The sequence below is a fragment of the Thermoanaerobacter brockii subsp. finnii Ako-1 genome (assembly GCF_000175295.2).
Classification (GTDB): domain Bacteria; phylum Bacillota; class Thermoanaerobacteria; order Thermoanaerobacterales; family Thermoanaerobacteraceae; genus Thermoanaerobacter; species Thermoanaerobacter pseudethanolicus.
In genome coordinates, this window is the sequence record NC_014964.1 from 496,541 (window position 1) to 520,453 (window position 23,913).

Genomic DNA, 23,913 nt, shown 5'->3' on the forward strand with positions numbered 1-23,913 from the left:
TTACTTTTTTATAATCCATGTTGACATGCCATTAAACAATTTGCTATTATAAAAAGCAAATCCAGAAAACAAAAAATGGAGGAGTCGTTATGGTTGTTTTGGAGATAAATACACCGACAAGGGAAGTTATGGTGGATATTACTGATATGGTAATGCAAGAAATTAAAAAATCTGGCGTTGTTGATGGCCTTTGTGTTATCTTTGTGCCCCATACAACAGCGGGAATTACAATAAACGAAAATGCAGATCCAACTGTAAGAGAAGATATAATGGCAGCCTTAGAAAAAATAATTCCTAATATGCGTTTTAAACACATGGAAGGCAATTCTGATGCCCACATCAAGGCGTCTCTTATGGGAAGTTCAGTAACTTTAATTATTGAAAATGGAAGGCCACTTTTAGGAACTTGGCAGGGTATTTATTTATGTGAGTTTGATGGTCCAAGGAGAAGAAGAGTGTATATTAAGTTTTTGAAGTGAGTTTATTCAAACCTGCACTCTTCTGGTTTTACGTTATACTCAAATTGAATAAAAGAAGGTGCCCTCATCTTCATGTTTTCAGACCATTCCATAAATCTCACTTTACATGTTAGCAAGGGTTTTAACCACTGCACATTTTTTTCTTTAAAGTTATAATAATTATCTGGGGCTTTTATCTCCTTGGCAACTTCATAGAATGCTTTTAATTCCTTCTGGGATAGGCCTGATTCACAACTTCCTATGTTTATTAAATTATTTTCCTCATCGTAAAGCCCCAGTATGAGGGCTGTTTTGTCAGTTCTGTACCCTATAATAACAGCATTTATTACAATAAAATGTTTTGACTTAAGCCAGAGTTTACTCCTTTTTCCTATTAAATATTTTGAATCTGCTTTTTTGGCAACAATTCCTTCAAGTCCTTTTTTCCCTGTCTCTTCAAAAAGCATTTTTCCATGTTCAAATATAAAATCTGATATTTTTATGATCTCATTTTCTTTAACTGTTTTTCTAAGGATATCTTTTCTCTCTATAAGTGGCAATTCTACAAGAGACTTGCCGTTTAAGTATAATATATCCCATGTTATGAAAATTACGGGCATTATCTTGCTTAAAAGATTTATTTTTACTAAATTTTGTTGATGCTTTCTCGACATAATGCTTTTGTAACTGGGCTTGCCGTTTTTTAAAACTACAAGTTCACCGTCAAGTATTGCTTCTTTTGCTTTTATTTGCTTATAAAGTAATGCCAAATCCGGAAACTGGTGGGTTATATCAACAAGCCTTCTATCTTGAAGTCTTGTTTTATTTGAAAGAAAGGCAATAGTCCTTGAACCATCCCATTTGATTTCATATATCCATTCGGGGCTATCAAAAGGGTCACTGCTGGATGCCAGCATAGGTGATATTTTTTCTTCTATCATAGACATATTCAATCTTCCTTTATGCGCCTTTTCTTTTGCGTCCTTTTTTTGCTTTTTCTTCATTCTTTACAGATTCAATACTCGCTTTTAATGCACTTACTAAATCAAGAACATTATCAGCTTCAGGTGCTTTTTGAGGAATTTCTATATCTTTGTCCTGTATCTTTGACTCAATCATTTCGATTAACGTTTTTCTGTAGCTATCATCATATTTTTCGGGTTTAAAGTCGGAGGTCAAAGTATCAATAAGTTGTTTGGCCATTTTTATTTCATTTTCCTGTAAGCTGACTTCTCTTAAGGGAGGAAGCTGATTTGTGTTTTTTATTTCATCAGGAAAATGCATTGTTTCCATGACCATGTATTTTTCCTCATACACTCGTATGCATGCGAGGTTTTGCTTTGACCTAATTACCACTTTCGCTATTGCAACTCGTTTTGTTTCTTTCATAGAATCTCTTAAAAGTACATAAGGCTTTGTACCAATATCTTCGGGTACAATGAAATATGTTTTATCATAATATATGGGGTCTATTTGTCCTATATCGGTAAAATCTACTATATCAATGGTTTTAACTGTTGGCATAGGTATCCTTTCCAAATCTTCATCATCTATAATGACAAATTTACCTGGTTCGTATTCATACCCTCGAACTATTTCCTCATCTGAAACGGGTCTATTACATACAGGGCAAATTTTTTCATATTTTATGGGGGATTTACATTCTTTGTGGAGTTGCCTAAAATGTATGGCATGGTCTTCTGTAGCGGTATACAGTTTTATGGGTATACTTACAAGACCAAAACTTATTGCTCCTTTCCACATTGAGCGCATTTTTAAATCACCTCATATTTAATATTCCCATTAAGAAACTTTTTATTTATAAAAACATATATATAAATTGGTATATATGGATATATATATTTATTGAAATATGATATTATATACAATATAATATGGAGTTGAATGGGGGGGATAAAATTGAAGAATATAAAAAAGATACTTTCATGGATTCTTATTATTGCTATTGTTGTATTGATACCTATATTTTCGTATGCAAGAAATCTTCCAAAATTCACTTTTGGGTCAAGGCTTTTATATAGCGGGACGTATGGGACTGATGTAGAAGAATTACAAGCTATGTTAAATAAAGCGGGATTTGATACAGGTACTGTTGACGGCATATTTGGTAAAATGACATTAAATGGAGTTTTAGACTTTCAAAGGTCCAAAAATCTTGTACCCGATGGAATTGTAGGTCCTAAGACATATGCTGCTCTTGAAACTGTTTCCTGGGCTGACCCGATAGTTTACTCTGTCAAACCAGGGGACAACTTATACTTTATAGCAAAGCGCCATGGAACGAATGTCCAAAATATAATAGATGCAAATGGATTAAATGATGGGGATAGTTTATATGTTGGGCAAAAGATTTTAATTCCTCATCCGCCTGTTGAAGTGCCGCAACAATTGAACAATGCTACAAATTATCAAGAACTTAAAAATAACATTCAGGCATTAATATCTCAATATCCTGGCAAATACGGAGTTTACTTTATTGACTTAAATACAGGGCAAACTTTTGAAATAAACGGTTATGATTCGTTTATTGCGGCAAGCACTTATAAAGTACCTCTTAACTTTTACCTTTATACTCTTATAACCGATGGAAAAATAGACCCTAATATGAAAGTGCAATACACTCAAGCTGACTATGAAGGGGGTGCCGGTTCTATACAGGCAGACCCTGTTGGAAGTTATTATACCATAAGAGAGCTTTCAAGACGCTCCATTGAAGAAAGTGACAATATTGCATCAAATATGATTATGAGAATTGTAGGAAGGGATAATTATATAAAATTTATGGAAAAGTTAGGGGCCTATGTAATACCCTACAGTAACAATGTCACTTCTCCAAGAGATATGAGCATGTATATGAAAAATCTTTTAGATTATGTAAATGCTCATCCGGATACTGCAGGAGAATTGATGTATTATCTTAAAAATACCATATATAATGATAGAATATCTTATCCTATACCAGATGGAATAGAGGTTGCACACAAAATAGGTAATTTGTCCAATGTAGTAAATGATGCAGCGATAGTTTTCCATCCTACAAGGCCATATATATTAACTGTACTTGCAAATAATGTAGACGGTTCTGACGACTCTTATGCTTATACTGTAATAAGGCAGATATCAAAAATGGTATATGACTTTCAAAATAGATAAAAGTTTAAGCCGGGTTTTCCGGCTTAAACTTTTTTATAGCAGAGATTCCAATCTGTGAAGTTATATCTTTCAACATTGTGTAAAAGCTAAAAATTAGAACAAGGCTTTATAAGCTATTATAAGTAAAATAACTCCACTTATAATTGTGCCAAATTGTCCAATGGTAAAAGAGCCTATTCGTATATTAGCAACTTTTGTCCCTAATTGTACTCCTGTCCATACAGAAACAAAGCTTCCAATTGATGTAGTGAAAGATATAGCAAAGGGAGAAAAACCCAAAAGCCCTGCTCCTAGTCCGTTTGTCAGAGCATTTGCTGAAAGGGCTATTCCCAAAAGGATTGCTTCCCATAAATTGATTTCTCCGGATTTGTCCAAATCTACAATTTCGGGATTTTCCAAAATTTCTTTTATAGAAGTAGTCTTTGATGATACTTGTTGTATATTTTTGGTAAAAGATTTACGAGGGATAGCCAGCAAAATAATTCTAAGTCCTATTATAAAAAGCAGAAATGCTCCTACAATTATAGGTAATGATCCTGGAAGGATTTTGTTTAACCATTTACCAAAAAATATCCCAGATATGCTAAATAAAAAAGAGATTACTGCAATAATTGTATTGGAAAAAAGACTTATTCGTATATTTCGTATACCATAGGAAATGCCTACTCCAAAATTATCTATGCTTGATGATATTGCAAAACCTAAAATGATTAGCCATTTCATATGTTCACACTCCTCTCTATCTACCTTTATAGTACGCATTAGATAGAGAAGATGTGATTTTATTGAAAAAACATAATATTGTAAGGTATAATTATATTGTAAAAATTTTCTGAAGGAAATTAGGTAAGGGGATATATATGATTGTATCTTATTGTAAAATATATTTACGTGCAAATTGGGTTCATTCTTTAAAAGAAAAAAGAATGATTGTAAAAAGTATTGTAGGTAAAGTAAAAAGTCACTATAATGTTTCTATATGTGAAATAGAAAATCAAGATTTACACAAATCAATTGTCATAGGTTTTTCGGTGTGTGGCAGTGATGCTGTTTTAACAAATAAAATAGTTCAAGAGGTTGTAGACTATATTGAAGAAAATACAGATGCTTATATAGAAAATATAGAAATGGATACAATAAATGTCTGACTCCAAATGAATTATGTTCATTTGGAGCTTTTATTTTGTGATTTTTATCACAGATTCTTTTGAGTTTTTAGCTTATCATAATTTGTGGACAAGAACTTAGAAAAAGGAGGAAGTAAAATGAGTATGTTTTGTTATCAATGTCAAGAAGCCTCTCAAGGCATAGGATGTACAGTGAGAGGTGTATGCGGTAAGACAGACGACGTTGCAAATCTGCAAGATTTGTTGATTTTTACATTAAAAGGCATATCTTTTTTGAACTTAAAGGCAAGAGAGACAGGAGTGAATAAAGAGAAGACGGACAGATTCCTTTTTGAGGGATTATTTTCCACAATAACTAACGTTAATTTTGACAGAAACTTCTTTATTAACAAAATAAAAGAAGCTGTTGCATTAAGAGAAGAAATAAAAGAAGACCTCAAAAAGGCAGGAATTGAAGTAGACGAATCCTGTGAGGCAATACACTGGGTTTATGATACAGATGAAGATATAGAAGCAATAGCAGCTGAAGTAGGAGTTTTATCTACGAAAGACGAAGATATAAGGTCTTTGAGAGAGCTTATCACTTATGGTGTAAAAGGTATGGCGGCTTATGCATATCACGCATATCAGCTAGGATACAAAGATGATAATATATTTAGGTTTATGGAAAAGGCTTTAGCTAAAGTTTTAGATGACAGCTTAACTGCAGATGATTATGTGGCTCTTGCACTCGAGGCAGGAAAATATGGTGTTGATACAATGGCGCTCCTTGACAAAGCAAATACCTCGACTTATGGCCATCCTGAGATAACAAAAGTTAATATCGGTGTGAGAAATAATCCTGGAATATTGATAAGCGGTCATGATTTGAAAGACTTAGAGCAATTGTTAGAGCAAACTGCTGGTACAGGGGTAGATGTTTATACACATGGAGAAATGCTTCCTGCTCATTATTATCCAGCTTTTAAGAAATATCCGCATTTTGTTGGTAACTATGGAAATGCATGGTGGCAGCAAGATAGAGAGTTTGAGCTATTTAACGGACCAATTTTAATGACTACAAACTGCCTTGTGCCTCCAAAGGATTCCTACAAGGATAGAGTTTACACTACAGGTGTTGTAGGCTTTGAGGGAGTAAAATACATTCCAGAAGGTCCCGACGGAAAGAAGGACTTTTCAGAAATAATTGAACATGCAAAGAGATGCAAGCCACCTGTGGAGATTGAAAGAGGGGAAATAATTGGTGGTTTTGCTCACAACCAAGTTTTAGAGCTGGCGGATAAAATTGTAGAAGCGGTAAAGACAGGAGCTATAAAGAGATTTTTCGTAATGGCAGGCTGTGACGGCAGAATGAAGAGCAGAACCTATTATACCGAATTTGCTAAAGCTCTTCCTAAAGATACAGTCATTTTAACTGCAGGCTGTGCAAAATACAGGTACAACAAGTTAAACCTTGGAGACATAAACGGAATTCCAAGAGTTTTAGACGCAGGACAGTGCAATGACTCTTACTCATTAGCTGTGATAGCCATGAAGCTTAAAGAAGTCTTTGGTTTAAATGACATAAACAAGCTTCCTATTTCTTACAACATTGCGTGGTATGAACAGAAGGCTGTTATAGTGCTTTTGGCACTTTTATACCTCGGAGTAAAAAATATTCATTTAGGACCTACGCTTCCTGCTTTCTTATCACCAAATGTCACAAAAGTATTAGTTGACAAATTTGGCATTGGTGGTATCACAAACGTAGAAGATGATATGAAAATGTTCATGGGTGAGTAAAGATTACGGCTGCAAAATGCAGCCGTAATCTTTTGTCATTATGATTAATAATTAATCATAATGGTTAAAATTATACTTTCTTTTCTTTTTTAATGAACTCTTCTAAATCAGTAGTATTCAAACTCACTTTTATGTATCCTTCTATATCTCTCTTTCTTTCCTCAGGCAATGTTTCAAAGGCTTTAAAAATTATTTTATCCTTTTCACTGATGCTTTCAAACTCTTCTCTCGATAAGTATTTTTCCTCTTCTTCTTTTACATATTCTATTTGTTGGCCAGTAAGAAGCCAATCTATTGAAACATTAAGAGCGTTTTTTAACTTTATCAAAGCATTGGAAGAAGGCATTGATTTGTTATTTTCAAGGTCACTTAAATTTCCAACAGATAAACCTGTGAGTTTGCTCAAAGCTGTTATAGTTAAATTATTTTTTTTACGAGCATATTTTATGCGTTCGCCGACTGTATCCATAACACTCCTCCTTTGTTTTTCTGAATTACGATATTAGTATTGACATTTTCGTAATTCAGATATATATTTAAAATAGTTAATTTTTAATCATTATCTATTTTAACACAAATATTTTATTATTCCTACTGCATAAGTATGCTAACTTTTGTTTGTAGGAAAAAATAAGGGGGTGCTTTGATGAAGAAAAGAAAGTTGACAGATTTTGGGAAATTAGTGAATGACAGATTGGCGGAACTGAATATGACACAAAAAGAATTGTCGCGATTGATAGGTACCAGTGAGCCATATTTAAGCATGATTTTACATGGTGAAAGGTCAGGGAAAAAATATATGGATAAAATAAAGGAGATATTAAAACTTTAAAAAAGAGTTTTAGTATTTTATGAAATTTTCCTGATAGAAATTTTTTATAAATTTTTTTCGACAATTATAGTTCTAATATTGAACATAGACAGAATAATTTACAATTTTCGATATCGCAAAAAACACCAAATAGTTTTACATAGACTTGTTAAATGTTTGTTAAAGTAAAAAAAGTGTCTTTTCTGTCGATAAAAAATTTTCAAAAAAATAAAGGATTTTTTAGAAAAAAATAGAATATATTAATATGTATTGTAAGTTAATAATTAATCTTAAAAAATAAATTGGAGGGGATAGTAAGATGTATTACAGGAAAGTGAGCGAGTACATATCGACAAGGGAGGAAGAAAGGAGAAACATAACTACTCACTACACAGTGGTCATGTCAGAAATAAGTGTTTTTAACGGAAAAGAGGAAGTAAAATTGCCGTCGTATGGGATCAAAATTCTTCAAGAAATTTTTGATGGAGAAAAGGAGAAAATTGAAATAATAGAAGAAAAAGTGACAAATATAAGTCCTTACTTTGAAAAAGTGGACAAGCTAGCACAATTCTTTAAAGAAATGACGGTATCGCCTGTTCATCTGTATGAAGTAATTGACGATATGTGTGAAGATTATATAAGTGACTATGATAGACAAGCTAAATTGTGTAAGGTTGCTATTTAAGAAGGTGTCATGCCTTCTTTTATTTTTTTGAAGGATTTTGTGAATTAATAGAGAAATAATATAATGTAATTAGGATAATTGGAGGAACTGTATATATGGAACTGTTTGTGGGAACGGATATTGTAGAAGTTGAAAGGATAAAAAAAGCTTTTGATGCAAATTCTAAATTTTTGGAACGGTTATTTACTCAAAAAGAGATAGAGTATTTTAACAGTAAAAGGATGAAATTACCTCATATAGCGGGTTTTTTTTCAGCAAAAGAAAGCATATCAAAAGTCTTAGGAACAGGTATCAGTGGTTTTAGCTGGAAAGATATTGAAATATGTCACGATGAAAAAGGAGCCCCTGCCGTAATTTTAAAGGGGAAGGCTAAAAATATTGCAGACAAAAAGGGAATAAGGGATATAAAGCTGTCTATTTCTCATACGAAGACCTATGCTATAAGCTGTGCTATTGCTATTGGAGGTGAAAAAAATGATAGTGCTGACCTCAAAACAGATGAGAGAAGTTGAAAAAATAGCTATAGAAAAAATAGGAATTCCTTCTATAGGTTTAATGGAGAATGCGGGAAGAGAAACAGCGCTAGAGGTAAAAAAGATTTTAGAGGAAGAGAATTTAAACTCTGTAATAGTTATATCTGGAAAGGGGAATAATGGTGGAGATGGTTATGTAGTGGCTAGAAATCTTTATAATTGGGGAGTCGATGTAAAAGTATTTTTAACTACAAGTTTAGGTGCTATTTCAGGTGATGCAAAAGTAAATTTAGATGCAATCCTAAATATGGGGATTTATGTAGCGGAAATTACTCAAAGAGAACATCTAAAATTTTTGGAAAAAACCATTAAAGACAGCGATGTGATTGTGGACGCAATTTACGGAATTGGGCTTAAAGGAGAAATAAGCGGTATAACAAAAGAGATTATAGAAATGATAAACCAAGCAAATAAAATTGTGGTATCTGTCGATATTCCTTCTGGGTTAAATGCTGATACAGGTAAAATAGAAGGATGCGCTGTTAGGGCTACTAAAACAGTTACTATGCAATTTCTAAAGCCGGGTTTATTAGTGTATCCGGGTGTCGATTATGCAGGAGAAGTTCGTGTTGCTGAAATAGGGATTCCTTACCGGTTAGCAGCAGAGGTAGGTTATAATTATAACCTTGTGACTTCAGAGGATGTAAAGCTTCCAAAAAGGCATGGAAATACTCATAAAGGAGATTATGGTAAAGCTTTGATTATAGCTGGTTCTAAAAATATGACAGGAGCAGCATATCTGTGTGCTAAAAGCGCTATTAAGGCAGGTTGCGGATTGGTGAAATTAGCAGTTCCCCAAAGTGTGCAATCAGTAATTCAAGGGGGACTTTATGAGGTTATAACCTATGGATTAGAGGAACAAAATGGTATTTTATCCCATAATGCTTTAAGTAGTGTACTAGAGTTAATAGAGGAAAGTGATGTTATTGCTATAGGACCAGGATTGACTCATGATAGAGATATTTCACAATTGGTATATGACATTGTAAAAAATACGGATAAGCCTGTAGTTTTAGATGCTGATGCTCTCAATGCTTTGGTAGGAAGATTGGAAGTTATACAAGGTAAAAAAATTATTCTAACTCCCCATTATGGCGAAATGTCAAGATTGACAGGCCTAAAAATTGATGAGATTAAGAATAATCTTTTTGAAGTAGCAAAAACTTTTATTGATAGGTATAAAGTGACACTTGTACTTAAAGGTGCTAAAACTGTAATAGCGACAAAAGAAGGAAGCATATATATAAATAGCACAGGCAACCCTGGAATGGCAACTGCTGGTAGTGGAGATGTTTTGGCAGGAATGATTACAGCTTTTTTGGCTCAAGGGTTTAGCGAAGAAAAAGCAGCAATTTATGGGATATTTTATCATGGAAAGGCAGGAGATATTGCTAAAGAATATGTAGGAGAGTATGGAATGACAGCGATGGATATCCTTGAGAACATTCCGGAGGCTCTTAAATGTAGTTTGTAAGAGGGTGAGAGTTGTTGAAAAAGAGCTTTTTTGTAATTGTTTTTGTGCTTATATTTCTTCTTTCAGGGTGTGGAATAAAAGCAAAAAAAGTTAAAGATCCTTTTATTTCTATTAAAGAACAATTAGATAAATTAGAAAGTTATACTGCCACAGCAATTGTAGAGCTTTATAACAACAAGATAGGTAACAAATTTTCAGTTGTGCAGTTTTATAAAAAAGGTAAATTTCGCTTAGAAGTTTTAGAGGAAAGTGGGAGTCCGGATAAAATTATTGTATATGACGGCAAAAGAAGTTATGTGTATTTTGCAAAGGTGAATCAAGTTTTTGTAGCAGAAAATACAGAAGAGATTCCTTTGTATTCGCTGATTACTTCTTTTATAAAAAACTATATTAATTCAGGTGGAGAGATAGAAAAAAGAGAGATGGATAAATTTTATTTAATAACAGTTCCTATTTTGGATAAAAATATTTTCATGTACAAAGAACAAATGGCTTTTTCTAAAGAGGATTTGACACCTAAAGAATTGACAATTTTTGATATTAATAATGAAATTTTTTCAAAAATTACTTATAAGGATTATAAATATAACCCTGAGATAAATGACAAGTTATTTACTAAGGATAGCGTAACGACGTTAGCGGGAAATCTTTTAGATTCTCCAGTAATAGAAATAGATGCAAAAGAGGTTTATAAATATTGCGGCATAAATCCTGTAATGCCTGTGTATTTACCACAAGGCTTTAAACTTTTAAATGTATTAGTGAATGTTAATGAAAATAATGGAGTTACTTTTGTGTATACTTTGGGTAAGAATTTGATGGAAATTTTTGAGACTGTGGTTGACCAAAACGAAATAGTTAATGAAAAAGGATTTCTTTTGAGTGAAGGAGTGTATTATAAAGAAAAAGACAATGGGGAAAAGGAATATACTACGATGGTAAATGGTATTCAAATAAAAATTACAGTAACAGGAGATTTGAGTGAAGAAGAGATACTTAAGGTGATAAAATCCTTGAGGTGAAAAACAAAAGGGGGATTTTTAATGTTTGATAATATAAGGCCAACAAGAGCAGAAATATATTTGGATAATATAGTGCATAATTTGAGTGAAGTAAAGAGATGGGTGGGGAAGAAAGTAAAAATAATGGGGGTAGTGAAAGCCAATGCTTATGGTCATGGAGCTTGTCAAGTAGCAAAGGTTTTAATAGAAAATGGGGTTTCTTATTTGGGAGTAGCTACAATAGAAGAGGCGTTAGAATTAAGGGAATGCGGAATTAATATTCCCATACTCGTTTTTGGATATACGCCTTTACCTCAGGCCAAAGAATTAATTGTGCACAATATAACTCAAACTGTTTTTGATATAAACTATGTTAAAGACTTAGAAAGAATTGCCTTAAATGTGGGTAAGAAGGCTAAAGTTCATGTAAAAGTTGATACAGGTATGGGACGGATAGGATATACAGATTTAAATGTAGCTGAAAAAGAGATAGAAAAAATGATGGAAATGGAAGGGGTAGAGGTAGAAGGCATATTTAGTCATTTTGCTACTTCTGATGAAAAAGATAAAACATATGCTGAACAACAGTTTGATATGTTCAAGAAATTGTTAGAAAGCTTAAAGCAAAAAGAGATAAACATTCCTTTAAAGCATATAGCTAACAGTGGAGCAATTATTGACCTTAAATATACTTATTTAGACATGGTAAGGCCAGGAATAGTTCTATACGGTAGTTATCCTTCAGAAAATGTTGAAAGACCATTGGATTTAAGACAGACTATGGGTTTTAAAACTAAAATAGTGTATATAAAAGAAGTACCTGAAGGTACTTCCATTAGTTATGGAAGGACATTTATAACTAAAAGAAAAAGCAAAATTGCCACATTGCCTGTAGGATATGCTGATGGTTTTAATAGATTACTCTCTAATAATCATCATGTCTTAGTAAAAGGGAAATATGCTCCTGTAATTGGGAGAATTTGTATGGACCAAACGATGTTAGATGTCACCGATATAGAAGGAGTAGAAGTAGGTGATGATGTAACTATTTTTGGAAATCAAGATGGAGAAAAAATAACAGCAGAGGAGATTGCTAAAAAATTAAATACTATACCTTATGAAGTATATTGTGGAATATCTAGAAGGGTACCTCGAATATATATTTACAAAGGAGAGGTAATTGAGGTAAAAAATTATTTAAAAATTTGACTTTTATAGTATAAAATTTACAAATGATTGACATCATTATATATAGTAATATATAATAAATTATATAAGTGCGTAAGGAGGTCCTAAAAGTGGGCGAAACAAAGCGAATACTTGTAAGCTTGCCGCAAAGTTTATTAGAAGAAGTTGATGTTCTTGCCGCTATGGAAAACAGGAATCGCAGTGAATTTATAAGAGAAGCGATGAAATTATATATACGCGAGAAGAAAAAAATTCAAATACGAGAGAGCATGAAAAAGGGATATCTTGAGATGGCAGCAATTAACAGTGAACTTGCGGAAATGGGCCTAACCGCAGAAAACGAATGTTTTACAGGATATGAAATGAAATTGAAAAAGTGTGATTAACTATGGTGATAAAGAGGGGAGACATTTTTTATGCCGATTTAAGCCCTGTAATAGGCTCTGAACAGGGCGGAATTCGGCCTGTACTTATAATTCAAAATGATATTGGTAATAAATATAGTCCAACAGTAATAGTAGCGGCAATTACATCTCAGATTAACAAAGCCAAATTGCCCACTCATGTTGAAATAAATGGGGCAGAATATGGACTTAACAAAGATTCTGTAGTATTATTGGAGCAAATAAGGACTATTGACAAAAAACGTTTAAGAGAAAAAATTGGTCATTTTGACCAGGAAATGATGGAGAAAGTCAATGAAGCTTTGCAAATAAGTTTAGGGTTGATTGATTTTTAAAAGGTTAACTAATTATAAGGCAGCGCTTAGCGCTGTTTTTTTGTACGGCGAAAAAAGTTTTATGATATAATTATAATTAAAGTCTTTTATAGTTTTTCCTTTAAAAAAGAGAATAGAATTTTTATCCTTTATGTTAGTAATAAATTCATAAACACAAGAAGGATATACGAATAAGATGTCTAAATATTTAGATGAGTTAAGGGAAAAAACCAAAAAGAATTTTGATATATTATTTGAGCACAATATTTCTTAAGCGAGGATGAAATAATAAGTCTTATAAAAGATTGCTACTATTCAAAAACTAACAGAATCTTTAAGGAGGATATTATGAAAATTACCGCTAAAAAAATAATAATAGATTTTTTTGGGGTTAGTGTAGGAACATTACTTGTGGCTTTATCCTTAGATTTGTTTTTGGCACCTAACAAAATTGCTCCTGGTGGAGTAAGTGGACTTGCAGTTGTTCTACAACATTTGTTTGGATGGCCAATAGGAGCAGTTACCTTGGCAATAAATATTCCGCTTTTTATCATCTCGACTAAAGCTTTAGGAACAGGTTTTGGAGCTAAAACACTTTATTCAACTATTTTATTAGGTGTTTCTATTGATGCATTGGCTTTTTTAAAACCTCTTACCCATGATACAATATTGGCGGCAGTATATGGTGGTATAATAATGGGTGTAGGGATAGGTATTGTGATAAAATATGGAGCAACAACTGGTGGAACAGACATGGCTGCTATGACTTTGCATAAATACATACACTTTTTAAGTGTGGGCAGAATACTGCTTATAATAGACTTTGTAATAATAACTTTAGCAGGCATAGTTTTTAGCCCGGAACTTGCCCTTTATGCTTTAGCTACTGAATTTATTTCTATCAAAGTTATTGACCTCATACAAGAAGGTAGTGGCGATGAGAGAATTGCTATAATTATTTCTGATAGGTATGAGGAAATTAGTAAATCAATATTGGAGGAAATGGAAAGGGGGGTAACAGAACTAAAAGGAAGAGGGGGTTATTCAAAAAAGGACAAAAATGTTTTGTTGTGTGTTGTAACTCGTAGAGAAGTTACAACCTTAAGAAGCCTTGTGAAAAGAATAGACCCCAACGCTTTCATGATATTATCAACAGCCCATGAAGTTTTAGGAGAAGGATTTAAAAACATGTGAAATGGAGGTATTGGTATGGACAAAGAATTTTTAAAGCAAAAGGCAAAAGAAGTGAGAATAGACATCATAAACATGTTGGCAGAAGCAGGATCTGGCCATCCTGGGGGGTCATTATCCTGTGCAGATATTTTAACCCTGCTCTATTTTGACAAAATGAATGTAAAGCCTGACAATCCCAAATGGGAAGATAGGGACAGACTTGTGCTTTCAAAAGGTCATGCAGCTCCTGCCCTGTATGCTGTATTAGCTGAAAAAGGGTTTTTCCCGAAAGAAGAGTTAAAAACTTTAAGAAAGCTTGGCTCAATACTTCAAGGGCATCCCGATATGAAATCCACACCGGGACTTGATATGACCACAGGGTCATTAGGGCAAGGACTTTCTGCTGCAAATGGAATGGCATTAGCAGGTAAATTAGATAAAAAGGGCTATAGAGTCTATGTAATATTAGGAGATGGAGAATTACAAGAAGGGCAAATATGGGAAGCAGCTATGACAGCAGCCCATTACAAATTGGACAACTTAACAGCAATACTTGACTTTAACGGCTTACAAATAGATGGCCCAAACAGAGAAGTAAAAAACATAGAACCAGTAAATGAAAAATTCAATGCTTTTGGATGGCACGTAATAGAAATAGACGGTCACGACTTTGACCAAATAGACAAAGCCATAGAAGAAGCAAAAGCTACAAAAGGAAAACCCACTTTGATAATAGCTCATACAATAAAAGGAAAAGGCGTATCCTTCATGGAAAATCAAGTAGGATGGCATGGCAGTGCGCCTAACGAAGAACAAAGACAAAAAGCTATACAAGAACTTGAAGGGAGTGGAGTATAAATGGCTATGGCGACAAGAGAAGCCTATGGGAAAGCCTTAGTAGAATTAGGCGCAAAAAACAAAAATGTAGTAGTATTAGATGCAGATTTATCAAAATCTACAAAGACGGCAGATTTTCAAAAAGTATATCCAGATAGATTTTTCAACATGGGAATATCAGAGCAAGACATGATGGTAACAGCAGCAGGACTTGCTACCTGTGGGAAAATTCCTTTTGCCAGCACTTTTGCCATATTTGCAACAGGAAGAGCATACGAGCAAGTGAGAAACTCCATAGGTTATCCACACTTAAATGTAAAAATAGCGGCAACCCATGCTGGTATAACAGTAGGAGAAGACGGGGCGACCCATCAATCAATAGAGGACATATCCCTTATGAGAGGAATACCAGGGATGGTAGTGATAAACCCTGCCGATGCAGAAGAAGCAAGACAAGCCATATTTGCGGCGGCAGAACACTATGGACCAGTATACATAAGGCTGGGGAGGATGGCAGTACCAGATATACATGACCAAAACTACAAATTCGAATTAGGGAAAGGTGAAGTAATAAGAGAAGGAAAAGACGTAGCGATAATAGCAACGGGGGTAATGGTGGCCATAGCGATTGAAGCAGCAGATAAACTAAAAGAAGAGGGAATAGAGGCGACAGTTGTCAATATACACACAATAAAGCCGATAGACAAAGATTTAATAGTAGAAGTAGCTAAAAAGACGGGCAAAGTTATAACAGCAGAAGAGCACAGCATAATAGGTGGGCTTGGTTCGGCGGTAGCAGAGGTTCTTTCAGAGGAATATCCAGTGAAGATAAAGAGAATTGGAATAAGAGATGAGTTTGGACAATCGGGTTCACCTAAAGAGCTTTTAAAACATTATGGTTTGACAGCGGAGGATATTGTAAAAGCAGCTAAGTCATTTTAAAAAATGCCAGGATTTAACCTGGCATTTTTTATCTATCAAAGTATATGTTTTTGCCTGTAGCAGAAAGAGGAATGCCTACCACAATCTCTCCTTCAATTAATTTTAACCTTCTTGCACTTACACCTATTCTATACATAACTCGATTATCCACATTCAAGAGACTGGCGGTTTTAACTGCAGACCCTACTGCTATTCCTAAGTCGATGAGCCTCCATGCACATATGGGACCTGCAAATTCTGTACCTTCTCTAAAATCCCTTAGACTAGTGCAAAGATTATAACCGCAAGCGCCGCAATTTAGTCCAACTTTTTCTGGTTTATTTAATGAAATTAAAAGTACTGCACTGGAGTTAGCGACGTTTTTTGCATCCCTGTCAAAATTTTTCTTTCCGGATTCTTCTCCATATTTCATCATATCCTCTTTTAATCTTATAAGGTCTTCACCTGTGATAACTTTTGTCTCTATAAAGTCTTTTCCAGTTGCTTTAGGCGCTGTTCTCGCTGATAATGCCATCAAATGAGCAGCTAATTCAATTACATCCATAATGTTTCCCTCCGTATTTTTAAGATGAATGCGTTATTTATTATAATTTTCCTATATTTTTTTACTTTTTGCAAGAAGGGTTGATAAAATTTTATCGAAAATTATTATTATATTTCTTTTTGTGATATAATATATCTGAATTACTTTACAATTTATAATAGAATATCACAATGGGGGTATATTATGTATACTAAAAGCAATTGTCTTATAGCACAATCGGGTGGTCCTACAGCTGTTATTAACTCCAGTCTGTATGGAGCTATAATGGAAGCTTCACGCTCAGAGAAAATTGATAAAGTTTATGGTGGGATAAACGGCATAGAAGGTATAATAAAAGGCAATATTATTGACATATTTGATATTCCCTATGAAAGAATAAAACAAATGAGATTTAGCCCTGCGGCTGCATTAGGGTCGTGCCGATATAGGCTAAAAGACTATTTAGAGGATGAAGAGGAATACAAAAAGTTAATAGAAATTTTTAAGAAATACAACATTAAATATTTTTTCTACATAGGTGGCAATGATTCTATGGATGCCGTTGACAAAATCAGTAAATATGCAAGAGAAATAGGTTTTGAAATAAATGTAATTGGAATTCCTAAGACTATTGATAACGATTTGATGTTTACAGATCATTCTCCTGGTTTTGGAAGTGCGGCAAAATATATAGCCACAACTACTTTAGAACTTGCTTTAGATGCGGAAGTGTATGAGACTAAAACAATTAACGTACTCGAAGTGATGGGCAGAAATGCAGGTTGGCTTACCGCTTCTTCTGCTTTGGTTAAAGAAAGATTGCCCCATTTGAAACAACTTATTTATCTTCCTGAGATACCTTTTAATGAGGAAAGATTTTTAGAGGATGTAAATAAAGCTTATAAGGAATATGGCAATGTCTTTATAACTGTATCAGAAGGACTTATGGATGAAAAAGGGAATTACATTGGAAGAAAAGAAAATGCTTATCATAAAGATGCTTTTGGTCATCCTCAACTGGGAGGAGTAGGAGACTATATAGAAAAGCTTGTAAAAGAGAAAATATATAAACGTGTCAAAATGACCAGACTTGGTGTAACGCAAAGATGTGCAATGCACTTGGCATCTAAAGTGGATTTTGAAGAAGCTGAGATGTTGGGGAAGGAAGCAGTAAAGTATGCGTTATTTGGTGAAACCGGGAAAATGATAAGTCTTGTAAGAGAAAGAAATTACCCATACACTGTTAAAACGGATATTGTAGATGTTGATAAAGTGTGTAACAAGGAGAAAAAAATGCCTTTAAATTGGATAAATGAAGAAGGTAATTATGTTACTGAAGAATTTTTTGATTATGCAAGACCACTTATACAAGGAGAAGTGAAGGTCCCTATGGCAGAAGGGTTACCTTATTATATAAACTTAAAATATGCGATAAAAAAGCAGGAATAAAATCCTGCTTTTTTAAAATTCTTCCATTAGAACATTGCTATATTGTTTATTACTTTCTATAAACACGATAAGTATTGATAATATAGGGAATAATAGATTTAAATAAGCATAGGGAAGGTAATCAATGACTTTTACTCCTAAAACTGCAGAAAGAAACATTGCTGCTAAATTCCAGGGTATTATGCCGGCAAGTATCATGCCTGAATCTGCTATTGCTCTTACCATCATATCACTTTTTACGTTAAGATTTCTAAACACTTCTAACATTATGCGGGAAGGTAAAATTACAGAAAGGGCTTGATTGCAAGTTATTACTGCCATTAAAGTGCTTAATAACATTGTGACCAAATAGGCAATTTTAGGGTTTTTAATTTTTTGAGCTTTTTTAAAAACTGCTTTTATAATTCCTGTCCCTTCTAATATTCCAGAAAGAGCGGTAGCAAAGGTTACTACTCCTATCATTGGGAAAATTGAAACCATACCTCCTCCTGAAAAGAAAGATTTAAATTCTGGAATATTAGATACATTTCCCATCATAATGACTTTTAAAGAATCTATAAGGTTATAACCATTTAGTAAAGAGACAAAGTAGGAGAGAAGGACAGCAATTGAAAGATTTATCTTTGTAGGAATTCTAAAAAAAGCTAAGGTTATAATCATTATAGGAGCTAAAAACAAGAAGAAGTTTATTTTATAATTTTTCAAAATTATAGCTGCAAGATTGTCAAAAGTGTAGGGCGAAGAAATATTAATGTGAAGACTTAAAAGATAGTACAATAAACCAGTTAATATATAAGTAGGAATTGCAGTTTTAAAAAGAGATTTAAGTACATTGTATTGCTCAATTTCTCCCATATCCGACAGAAGAATGACATTTCCTGCAAGGGGAGAGGTCCTATCTCCTATAAAAGAACCGGATATTACTGCACCAGCAACTATTGGAAGAGGATAGCCAAAGCCATGGGCTAATCCCATTATTACTATTCCAATAGTACTGGCGGTTCCTACAGCTGTACCTAAAATCATTGAGATAATAGAGGTTGTGATAAAAGACAATAATAGAAAACCTTGTGGTTTTAAAAAGTGGGAGGCATAGTAAACAAGAGCCGGAAGCGTTCCATTCTGTTTCCACAAGGCAACTAGGGCTCCTATCAAAAGGAGTATAATCATCACATTTATACCTTTTTTAAATCCATCAATTGACATATTGACAAGTTCTTGAGGCGAAAAACCGTTTATCAAAACAATAGCAAAGGTTATTATATAGCTTATAAAAAGCGGTATATAGGGAGGTTGGTGAAAAACTAATACCATTGTCATGGTTATGGCTAAAATTAACAAAAAAGTTATAAGTGAGATTCTAAATTTGTTTTCCATTTTTCACTGCTCCTTTTAGTAATGAAGAAGTTATTTATAAGGTATTACGTGAATTTCTATATTTTTTGCTTTTTTAATTAACTTTATAACAGTAGAACCTCTAAAAAAGGTTTGCAGTCTTGACCTTTGAGAATGCCCTATTATTATTTGTGTAATGTGCATTTGCTTTGCAAATTTTAAAAGCTCATCAGACACGCTTTTTCCTGTCAATGTGTAGACTTCTGCTCCTAATTGTTTTGCTAACATAAAATGGCTTTCTAAAACTTCTTTATCTTTTTCAGTAAGTTTAGGTGCAAGAAAATGTGTACAGTTTACATACACTACTACCCAATCACATTTGAATCTTCTTGCTCTCCTTGCACCCCTTCTTATAAGCTTTTTAGATAGTGGATTTGGTGTTATACACACCATTATTTTTTCATTTGTTTCCCATGTATCAGTTATTCCATGCTCTTTCATATATTCTTCTAATTCTATATCTACTTCTTCGGCGGTAAGTCTTAGCATTAACTCTCTTAAAGCATTTAAATTTCCCTTTCTAAAAAAGTTAGATAGACACTCATCGACTTTGCTTACTGGATAAATATCTCCTCTTTTTAATCGATTAAGCAAAGCATCAGGAGTCAAATCTACAGCAACAATTTCATCTGCGTTATCGACTATGCTGTCAGGGATTGTTTCTCTTACAGCAACACCTGTGATTTGTTGAATAACGTCATTTAAACTTTCTAAATGTTGGATGTTAAGTGTTGTAATTACATTTATTCCATGGCGTAAAATTTCTTCCACATCTTCATATCTTTTTTTGTGCTTAGAGCCAGGCGCATTCGTATGTGCCAATTCATCTATCAAAACTACTTCTGGTTTACGAGCAATTATGGCGTCGGTATCCATTTCTTCTAATATCATGCCGTGGTATTCAATTTTTTTTCGCGGGATTATTTCTAAATTTCCTATTTGTGCTTCTGTCTCTTTTCTTCCATGAGTTTCCACATAACCTATTACTACATCTTGACCTCTTTTAAGACGCCTGTTGCCTTCATTGAGCATTGCATAAGTTTTTCCAACACCAGGAGCATATCCTAAGAATATTTTTAATTTTCCTCGCTGTTGCTTTTTTATAATTTCTAAAGCTTCTTCAGGAGTTAACCTCCTAAAACCTTCACTCATTAAATTTACACGCCCTCCACAGTTTGATTATATCTTTGTTTGAGCATAATGATTTCATACAACTATAATAATATGAATCTTATTAAAAATCAATAAAAAGAGAGAGCAATTGCTCCCTCACATTTTTTCAAACATATCTTTTCCTACTCCACAGTCCGGGCAGACCCAATCATCAGGCAATTCTTCAAAAGGAGTTCCTGGTTCAATTCCTTGTGATGGGTCTCCTTCTTCTGGATCATAGATGTACCCGCATACTGTGCACTGCCACTTTTCCATAAAAAATACCCCCTTGATGTTTTCCTCTATTATAGCAGAAATTAGCAAAGAAAATCAAGGGGGGAATGTAAATAAGGCAAAGGTATTAGCAAGTCATAGTTGAAGTTCCAAGGTACTCACTGACAATTTTCATAGCGCAGAATTTTCCGCACATACTGCAAGTTTTGGCTGTAGATATGTTTTTATTGACGCGATATTTAAAAGCTTTATCAGGGTCTATAGAAAGCTTTATTTGCTCATCCCAGTTTAAGGCTTTTCTAGCTCTAGCCATAGTTAAATCTTTTTCTTTAGCACCTTTTACGCCTTTTGCGATATCTGCAGCATGGGCAGCTATTTTTGCTGCAATAACGCCTTCTTTGACATCTTCTTTGTCTGGAAGTCCGAGATGTTCAGCGGGTGTAACATAGCAAAGGAAATCAGCACCAGAAGCTGCTGCAATTGCTCCTCCGATTGCTGAAGTTATGTGGTCATAACCAGGAGCTATATCAGTCACAATAGGGCCAAGCACATAAAAAGGAGCGTTGTGACAAAGTTGTTTTTGAAGTTTTACATTTGCTTCAATTTGGTCAATTGGCACATGCCCGGGTCCTTCTACCATAACTTGAACTCCTGCCTCTCGAGATTTCTTTACCAATTCGCCAAGGATTATAAGTTCTTGAATTTGTGCTGCGTCTGTAGCATCTTCAAGACAACCTGGACGCAGTCCATCTCCTAAGCTTAGAGTTATGTCATATTTTTTAGCAATATCAAGGAGTCTATCAAAATGTTTATACAAAGGATTTTCTTTGTTGTTATGGAGCATCCAAGCAATTGTAAAGGAGCCACCGCGGCTTACTATATCCATCACTCGGCCGTTGTCTTTAAGCTTTTTCAATGATTCAAATGTTAGACCACAGTGGACTGTAATAAAATCAACCCCGTCTTTTGCTTGTTCTTCTATAACTTCAAAAATAAATTCTTCAGGCATAGCTACAATGCTACCGTATTTGGATATAGATTCTACAGCTGCTTGATACATAGGGACAGTTCCTACAGGGACAGGGGAATTTTCAAGTATTTTTCTACAAGATTGGTTAATGTCGCCCCCTGTGCTTAAATCCATTACCGCATCTGCTCCAGCTTTTACAGCAACATTTAATTTTTCAATTTCTTTTTCAATTTCAGGGTATGCATCAGAGGTTCCTATATTGGCATTTACTTTTGTCGATAAACCCCTTCCTATGCCTTTGGGAATGAGGTTTTTGTGGTTGATGTTTGATGGTATTACTATTTCTCCTTTTTTAACTCCTTCTAAAATAAATTCTTCGTCTACTCCTTCATACTCTGCGACTATTTTCATCTCTTTTGTGACAATGCCTGAAAGGGCGTATTCCAATTGTGTCATAATAAAAACCTCCTTAAAAAATAAATAAACCATGGGGATTATAGCCATGGCAGATGACCACATCCCTACGCAGGTACTAACCTAACAGGTTCGATGGGTTAAAAGGCAACACCTTTTTCTCAGCCGGTTACGCCGGCACCCCATGTGGCAAATATTAAATTTTTATAATCGATAGGGTATAAATATTATACAATATTATTATACCACTAAAAAAAATCGGCGTATATTATAATTTAGAAAAAATTTAAGGTTAGTTGTATAATTAAATGCAACAGATAAAAGAATAGAAACCATAGTGAAAATCGTGTATGATATAGGTGTCAACTAAACATCATACAAGGAGGATTTTCACTATGGTTCATAATAATGATACCACAAAAAAGCGTTCTTTTAAACACTTAAGTAGCTATGAACGAGGAGAAATCTATGCATTACTCAAAGAAGGAAGAAGTATTCGGTATATTGCTAAAAAACTTAATCGATCTCCAAGCACTATAAGCCGTGAAATTAAACGTGGAACTACTACACAACTTAGAAGTGATTTATCTTCTTATACAAGCTATTTTCCTGAAACCGGTCAAGCTATCTACGAAAAAAATCGCTCAAATTGCGGAGCTAAATTTAAAGTAGCTAAAGCAGAAGATTTTTTGAAATATGCTGAAAATAAAATATTAAATGAAAAATGGTCACCAGATGCAGTTGTAGGCTATTGTAAAAAAGACCCAAGCTGGAATAATAAAACTATTGTTTGTACTAAAACACTGTACAACTATATAGATAGAGGATTATTAAAAGTTAAAAACATTGATTTACCTTTAAAACTACGTTTAAAACCAAGAAAGAAACAAAATCGTAAAAATAAACGTATTATGGGTAAAAGTATTGATTTTAGGCCTAAAGAAGTTGAAAGCCGTGAAGTTTTTGGGCATTGGGAAATAGATACGTTAATTGGCAAGAAATCTAATGACAAGGTCCTTTTAACATTAATAGAGCGTAAGACTCGCCATGAAATAATATTCTTATTAGATGCAAAAGACAATAAATCTGTTAAAGATGCATTATCAAAATTAAAAGATATGTTTGGTGACAATTTAAGCAAGGTCTTTAAAACAATAACATCTGATAATGGTACAGAGTTTAGTGATTTAGAAAGTGCTCTTTTAGAATATGGCGTAGAAGTATATTATACACATCCATATTCATCTTGGGAAAGAGCTACAAATGAACGACATAACGGTCTTATACGACGTTTCATCCCTAAAGGTAAAAGTATTAAAGATTTATCTATAGATACGATAAAGAGAGTAGAAAACTGGCTTAATAACCTTCCACGAAAATTGTTAAATTACAAAACGCCTAAGGAATACTTTTATGAAGAGCTGGCAAAAATCTGTTAAGCCCATCCATTATAAAGTTTAGAGCTCGTTCGTGATTTGTCAAGGGGCAGGCTTCGCCTGACTTTAACCCTTGACAAATCACGACCTTCGCTCAACTTGTTAACTAAGATGGGCTTAAGGTTATATATGATTTGTTCCAAATCCTATATCTACATGATTTTCATTAGGTGTTGCATTTAATATTGCAATTTATAAGAAAAAATTTAAGAAAGAGTACAAAAAAAAGTTCTTGACTTTACAGTTTCAAAGTGATAACATAGATTACAACATGCAAAATTGAATATAATATTACACACAAACCTCTTATCAAGAGTGGTGGAGGGACTGGCCCGATGAAACCCGGCAACCGGCATTTATATGCGTCTGGTGCCAAATCCTGCAGGTTAGGGTGTCTAACCTGAGAGATGAGAGGAGTGGCGGATTATTAGGCCCTC

General features: G+C 33.9%; 26 protein-coding genes and 2 riboswitches. Of the genes, 17 read left to right on the plus strand and 9 right to left on the minus strand.

Annotated features, from left to right (window positions below):
* Positions 1 to 89: 89 nt before the first annotated feature.
* Complete coding sequence (locus THEBR_RS02455) at positions 90 to 479, plus strand: secondary thiamine-phosphate synthase enzyme YjbQ (protein ID WP_003870036.1); 390 nt, start codon at positions 90 to 92, stop codon at positions 477 to 479.
* A gap of 2 nt (positions 480 to 481) precedes the next feature.
* Here THEBR_RS02455 and ligD read toward each other — a convergent pair whose 3' ends face one another.
* The gene (gene ligD, locus THEBR_RS02460; RefSeq protein WP_012269023.1) at positions 482 to 1,405 is read right to left on the minus strand and encodes a non-homologous end-joining DNA ligase; all 924 of its coding nucleotides are present in this window, start codon (positions 1,403 to 1,405) and stop codon (positions 482 to 484) included.
* Between the two features lie 13 nt (positions 1,406 to 1,418).
* Entirely contained in the window at positions 1,419 to 2,231 is an 813-nt protein-coding gene (gene ku / locus THEBR_RS02465; protein ID WP_012269024.1) for a non-homologous end joining protein Ku, read from the minus strand.
* A 132-nt stretch (positions 2,232 to 2,363) separates the two neighbouring features.
* Between ku and THEBR_RS02470 the strand changes: the two genes are divergently transcribed.
* Positions 2,364 to 3,632, plus strand: a complete 1,269-nt coding sequence (locus THEBR_RS02470; RefSeq protein ID WP_012269025.1) for a serine hydrolase — start codon at positions 2,364 to 2,366, stop codon at positions 3,630 to 3,632.
* A 93-nt stretch (positions 3,633 to 3,725) separates the two neighbouring features.
* Here THEBR_RS02470 and ytaF read toward each other — a convergent pair whose 3' ends face one another.
* On the minus strand, positions 3,726 to 4,394 hold the full coding sequence (ytaF, locus tag THEBR_RS02475; RefSeq protein ID WP_081448146.1) for a sporulation membrane protein YtaF: 669 nt from the start codon (positions 4,392 to 4,394) through the stop codon (positions 3,726 to 3,728).
* Between the two features lie 98 nt (positions 4,395 to 4,492).
* On the opposite strand from ytaF, the gene THEBR_RS02480 reads away from it, so the two are divergent.
* Both THEBR_RS02480 and hcp read left to right on the plus strand, forming a co-directional pair.
* The gene (locus THEBR_RS02480; RefSeq protein WP_012269026.1) at positions 4,493 to 4,780 is read left to right on the plus strand and encodes a DUF503 domain-containing protein; all 288 of its coding nucleotides are present in this window, start codon (positions 4,493 to 4,495) and stop codon (positions 4,778 to 4,780) included.
* A 117-nt stretch (positions 4,781 to 4,897) separates the two neighbouring features.
* Positions 4,898 to 6,541: a hydroxylamine reductase gene (hcp, locus tag THEBR_RS02485; protein ID WP_003867463.1), complete on the plus strand. Its 1,644-nt coding sequence runs from the start codon at positions 4,898 to 4,900 to the stop codon at positions 6,539 to 6,541.
* 70 nt (positions 6,542 to 6,611) lie between these two features.
* On the opposite strand, the gene THEBR_RS02490 is transcribed toward hcp, so the two are convergent.
* The gene (locus THEBR_RS02490; protein ID WP_003867464.1) at positions 6,612 to 7,010 is read right to left on the minus strand and encodes a helix-turn-helix domain-containing protein; all 399 of its coding nucleotides are present in this window, start codon (positions 7,008 to 7,010) and stop codon (positions 6,612 to 6,614) included.
* A gap of 177 nt (positions 7,011 to 7,187) precedes the next feature.
* Between THEBR_RS02490 and THEBR_RS02495 the strand changes: the two genes are divergently transcribed.
* From THEBR_RS02495 to THEBR_RS02545, 11 genes are all read left to right on the plus strand, one after another.
* Entirely contained in the window at positions 7,188 to 7,373 is a 186-nt protein-coding gene (locus tag THEBR_RS02495) for a helix-turn-helix domain-containing protein (protein ID WP_003867465.1), read from the plus strand.
* A 298-nt stretch (positions 7,374 to 7,671) separates the two neighbouring features.
* Positions 7,672 to 8,037, plus strand: a complete 366-nt coding sequence (locus THEBR_RS02500) for a DUF6514 family protein (RefSeq protein ID WP_003867466.1) — start codon at positions 7,672 to 7,674, stop codon at positions 8,035 to 8,037.
* A 95-nt stretch (positions 8,038 to 8,132) separates the two neighbouring features.
* A complete protein-coding gene (gene acpS / locus THEBR_RS02505) occupies positions 8,133 to 8,549 on the plus strand; it encodes a holo-ACP synthase (protein ID WP_003867467.1) in 417 nt (138 codons plus the stop codon).
* The gene (locus THEBR_RS02510; RefSeq protein ID WP_013570786.1) at positions 8,512 to 10,044 is read left to right on the plus strand and encodes a bifunctional ADP-dependent NAD(P)H-hydrate dehydratase/NAD(P)H-hydrate epimerase; all 1,533 of its coding nucleotides are present in this window, start codon (positions 8,512 to 8,514) and stop codon (positions 10,042 to 10,044) included. Before acpS ends, THEBR_RS02510 begins: the two co-directional genes overlap by 38 nt.
* A gap of 11 nt (positions 10,045 to 10,055) precedes the next feature.
* Positions 10,056 to 11,066, plus strand: a complete 1,011-nt coding sequence (locus THEBR_RS02515) for a LolA family protein (RefSeq protein WP_003867469.1) — start codon at positions 10,056 to 10,058, stop codon at positions 11,064 to 11,066.
* Positions 11,067 to 11,087: 21 nt separating this feature from the next.
* Positions 11,088 to 12,254 (plus strand): alanine racemase, encoded by a 1,167-nt coding sequence (gene alr / locus THEBR_RS02520; protein WP_003867470.1) that lies wholly within the window; start codon positions 11,088 to 11,090, stop codon positions 12,252 to 12,254.
* Between the two features lie 89 nt (positions 12,255 to 12,343).
* On the plus strand, positions 12,344 to 12,619 hold the full coding sequence (locus THEBR_RS02525) for a CopG family ribbon-helix-helix protein (protein ID WP_003867471.1): 276 nt from the start codon (positions 12,344 to 12,346) through the stop codon (positions 12,617 to 12,619).
* A gap of 2 nt (positions 12,620 to 12,621) precedes the next feature.
* Positions 12,622 to 12,972, plus strand: coding sequence for a type II toxin-antitoxin system PemK/MazF family toxin (locus tag THEBR_RS02530; protein ID WP_003867472.1), 351 nt, complete (start codon positions 12,622 to 12,624; stop codon positions 12,970 to 12,972).
* Positions 12,973 to 13,299: 327 nt separating this feature from the next.
* Complete coding sequence (locus THEBR_RS02535) at positions 13,300 to 14,145, plus strand: YitT family protein (protein WP_003867473.1); 846 nt, start codon at positions 13,300 to 13,302, stop codon at positions 14,143 to 14,145.
* 15 nt (positions 14,146 to 14,160) lie between these two features.
* Positions 14,161 to 14,982, plus strand: coding sequence for a transketolase (locus THEBR_RS02540; protein ID WP_012268649.1), 822 nt, complete (start codon positions 14,161 to 14,163; stop codon positions 14,980 to 14,982).
* Positions 14,983 to 15,903 carry a transketolase family protein gene (locus THEBR_RS02545; protein ID WP_012269028.1) on the plus strand — a complete coding sequence of 307 codons (921 nt, stop codon included), beginning with the start codon at positions 14,983 to 14,985 and terminating at the stop codon, positions 15,901 to 15,903.
* Between the two features lie 28 nt (positions 15,904 to 15,931).
* Here THEBR_RS02545 and THEBR_RS02550 read toward each other — a convergent pair whose 3' ends face one another.
* A complete protein-coding gene (locus THEBR_RS02550; RefSeq protein ID WP_012269029.1) occupies positions 15,932 to 16,447 on the minus strand; it encodes a ferredoxin domain-containing protein in 516 nt (171 codons plus the stop codon).
* Between the two features lie 183 nt (positions 16,448 to 16,630).
* Here THEBR_RS02550 and THEBR_RS02555 point away from each other — a divergent pair, with 183 nt between their 5' ends.
* Positions 16,631 to 17,875, plus strand: a complete 1,245-nt coding sequence (locus THEBR_RS02555; protein WP_012269030.1) for a 6-phosphofructokinase — start codon at positions 16,631 to 16,633, stop codon at positions 17,873 to 17,875.
* 12 nt (positions 17,876 to 17,887) lie between these two features.
* Here THEBR_RS02555 and THEBR_RS02560 read toward each other — a convergent pair whose 3' ends face one another.
* The 4 genes from THEBR_RS02560 to thiC form a co-directional block, all read right to left on the minus strand.
* Complete coding sequence (locus tag THEBR_RS02560; RefSeq protein WP_012269031.1) at positions 17,888 to 19,252, minus strand: Na+/H+ antiporter NhaC family protein; 1,365 nt, start codon at positions 19,250 to 19,252, stop codon at positions 17,888 to 17,890.
* A 30-nt stretch (positions 19,253 to 19,282) separates the two neighbouring features.
* The gene (locus THEBR_RS02565; RefSeq protein WP_004404448.1) at positions 19,283 to 20,422 is read right to left on the minus strand and encodes a universal stress protein; all 1,140 of its coding nucleotides are present in this window, start codon (positions 20,420 to 20,422) and stop codon (positions 19,283 to 19,285) included.
* Between the two features lie 117 nt (positions 20,423 to 20,539).
* Positions 20,540 to 20,698, minus strand: a complete 159-nt coding sequence (gene rd / locus THEBR_RS02570) for a rubredoxin (protein ID WP_003871221.1) — start codon at positions 20,696 to 20,698, stop codon at positions 20,540 to 20,542.
* An 85-nt stretch (positions 20,699 to 20,783) separates the two neighbouring features.
* Complete coding sequence (thiC, locus tag THEBR_RS02575; RefSeq protein WP_012269032.1) at positions 20,784 to 22,082, minus strand: phosphomethylpyrimidine synthase ThiC; 1,299 nt, start codon at positions 22,080 to 22,082, stop codon at positions 20,784 to 20,786.
* A gap of 45 nt (positions 22,083 to 22,127) precedes the next feature.
* Positions 22,128 to 22,235, minus strand: a riboswitch (TPP riboswitch).
* 200 nt (positions 22,236 to 22,435) lie between these two features.
* Between thiC and THEBR_RS02580 the strand changes: the two genes are divergently transcribed.
* On the plus strand, positions 22,436 to 23,479 hold the full coding sequence (locus tag THEBR_RS02580) for an IS30 family transposase (RefSeq protein ID WP_011025138.1): 1,044 nt from the start codon (positions 22,436 to 22,438) through the stop codon (positions 23,477 to 23,479).
* A gap of 300 nt (positions 23,480 to 23,779) precedes the next feature.
* Positions 23,780 to 23,890, plus strand: a riboswitch (SAM riboswitch).
* Positions 23,891 to 23,913 lie beyond the last annotated feature (23 nt).

Coding starts and splice junctions, on each gene's coding strand:
- THEBR_RS02560 (WP_012269031.1), bottom strand. CDS start 19,252: ATGGAAAACAAATTTAGAATCTCACTTATAACTTTTTTGTTAATTTTA.
- THEBR_RS02470 (WP_012269025.1), top strand. CDS start 2,364: ATGGGGGGGATAAAATTGAAGAATATAAAAAAGATACTTTCATGGATT.
- THEBR_RS02495 (WP_003867465.1), top strand. CDS start 7,188: ATGAAGAAAAGAAAGTTGACAGATTTTGGGAAATTAGTGAATGACAGA.
- ytaF (WP_081448146.1), bottom strand. CDS start 4,394: ATGCGTACTATAAAGGTAGATAGAGAGGAGTGTGAACATATGAAATGG.
- rd (WP_003871221.1), bottom strand. CDS start 20,698: ATGGAAAAGTGGCAGTGCACAGTATGCGGGTACATCTATGATCCAGAA.
- THEBR_RS02540 (WP_012268649.1), top strand. CDS start 14,161: ATGGACAAAGAATTTTTAAAGCAAAAGGCAAAAGAAGTGAGAATAGAC.
- ligD (WP_012269023.1), bottom strand. CDS start 1,405: ATGTCTATGATAGAAGAAAAAATATCACCTATGCTGGCATCCAGCAGT.
- THEBR_RS02550 (WP_012269029.1), bottom strand. CDS start 16,447: ATGGATGTAATTGAATTAGCTGCTCATTTGATGGCATTATCAGCGAGA.
- THEBR_RS02490 (WP_003867464.1), bottom strand. CDS start 7,010: ATGGATACAGTCGGCGAACGCATAAAATATGCTCGTAAAAAAAATAAT.
- hcp (WP_003867463.1), top strand. CDS start 4,898: ATGAGTATGTTTTGTTATCAATGTCAAGAAGCCTCTCAAGGCATAGGA.
- THEBR_RS02510 (WP_013570786.1), top strand. CDS start 8,512: ATGATAGTGCTGACCTCAAAACAGATGAGAGAAGTTGAAAAAATAGCT.
- THEBR_RS02545 (WP_012269028.1), top strand. CDS start 14,983: ATGGCTATGGCGACAAGAGAAGCCTATGGGAAAGCCTTAGTAGAATTA.
- THEBR_RS02530 (WP_003867472.1), top strand. CDS start 12,622: ATGGTGATAAAGAGGGGAGACATTTTTTATGCCGATTTAAGCCCTGTA.
- THEBR_RS02535 (WP_003867473.1), top strand. CDS start 13,300: ATGAAAATTACCGCTAAAAAAATAATAATAGATTTTTTTGGGGTTAGT.
- ku (WP_012269024.1), bottom strand. CDS start 2,231: ATGCGCTCAATGTGGAAAGGAGCAATAAGTTTTGGTCTTGTAAGTATA.
- THEBR_RS02555 (WP_012269030.1), top strand. CDS start 16,631: ATGTATACTAAAAGCAATTGTCTTATAGCACAATCGGGTGGTCCTACA.
- THEBR_RS02480 (WP_012269026.1), top strand. CDS start 4,493: ATGATTGTATCTTATTGTAAAATATATTTACGTGCAAATTGGGTTCAT.
- alr (WP_003867470.1), top strand. CDS start 11,088: ATGTTTGATAATATAAGGCCAACAAGAGCAGAAATATATTTGGATAAT.
- thiC (WP_012269032.1), bottom strand. CDS start 22,082: ATGACACAATTGGAATACGCCCTTTCAGGCATTGTCACAAAAGAGATG.
- THEBR_RS02500 (WP_003867466.1), top strand. CDS start 7,672: ATGTATTACAGGAAAGTGAGCGAGTACATATCGACAAGGGAGGAAGAA.
- acpS (WP_003867467.1), top strand. CDS start 8,133: ATGGAACTGTTTGTGGGAACGGATATTGTAGAAGTTGAAAGGATAAAA.
- THEBR_RS02580 (WP_011025138.1), top strand. CDS start 22,436: ATGGTTCATAATAATGATACCACAAAAAAGCGTTCTTTTAAACACTTA.
- THEBR_RS02455 (WP_003870036.1), top strand. CDS start 90: ATGGTTGTTTTGGAGATAAATACACCGACAAGGGAAGTTATGGTGGAT.
- THEBR_RS02565 (WP_004404448.1), bottom strand. CDS start 20,422: ATGAGTGAAGGTTTTAGGAGGTTAACTCCTGAAGAAGCTTTAGAAATT.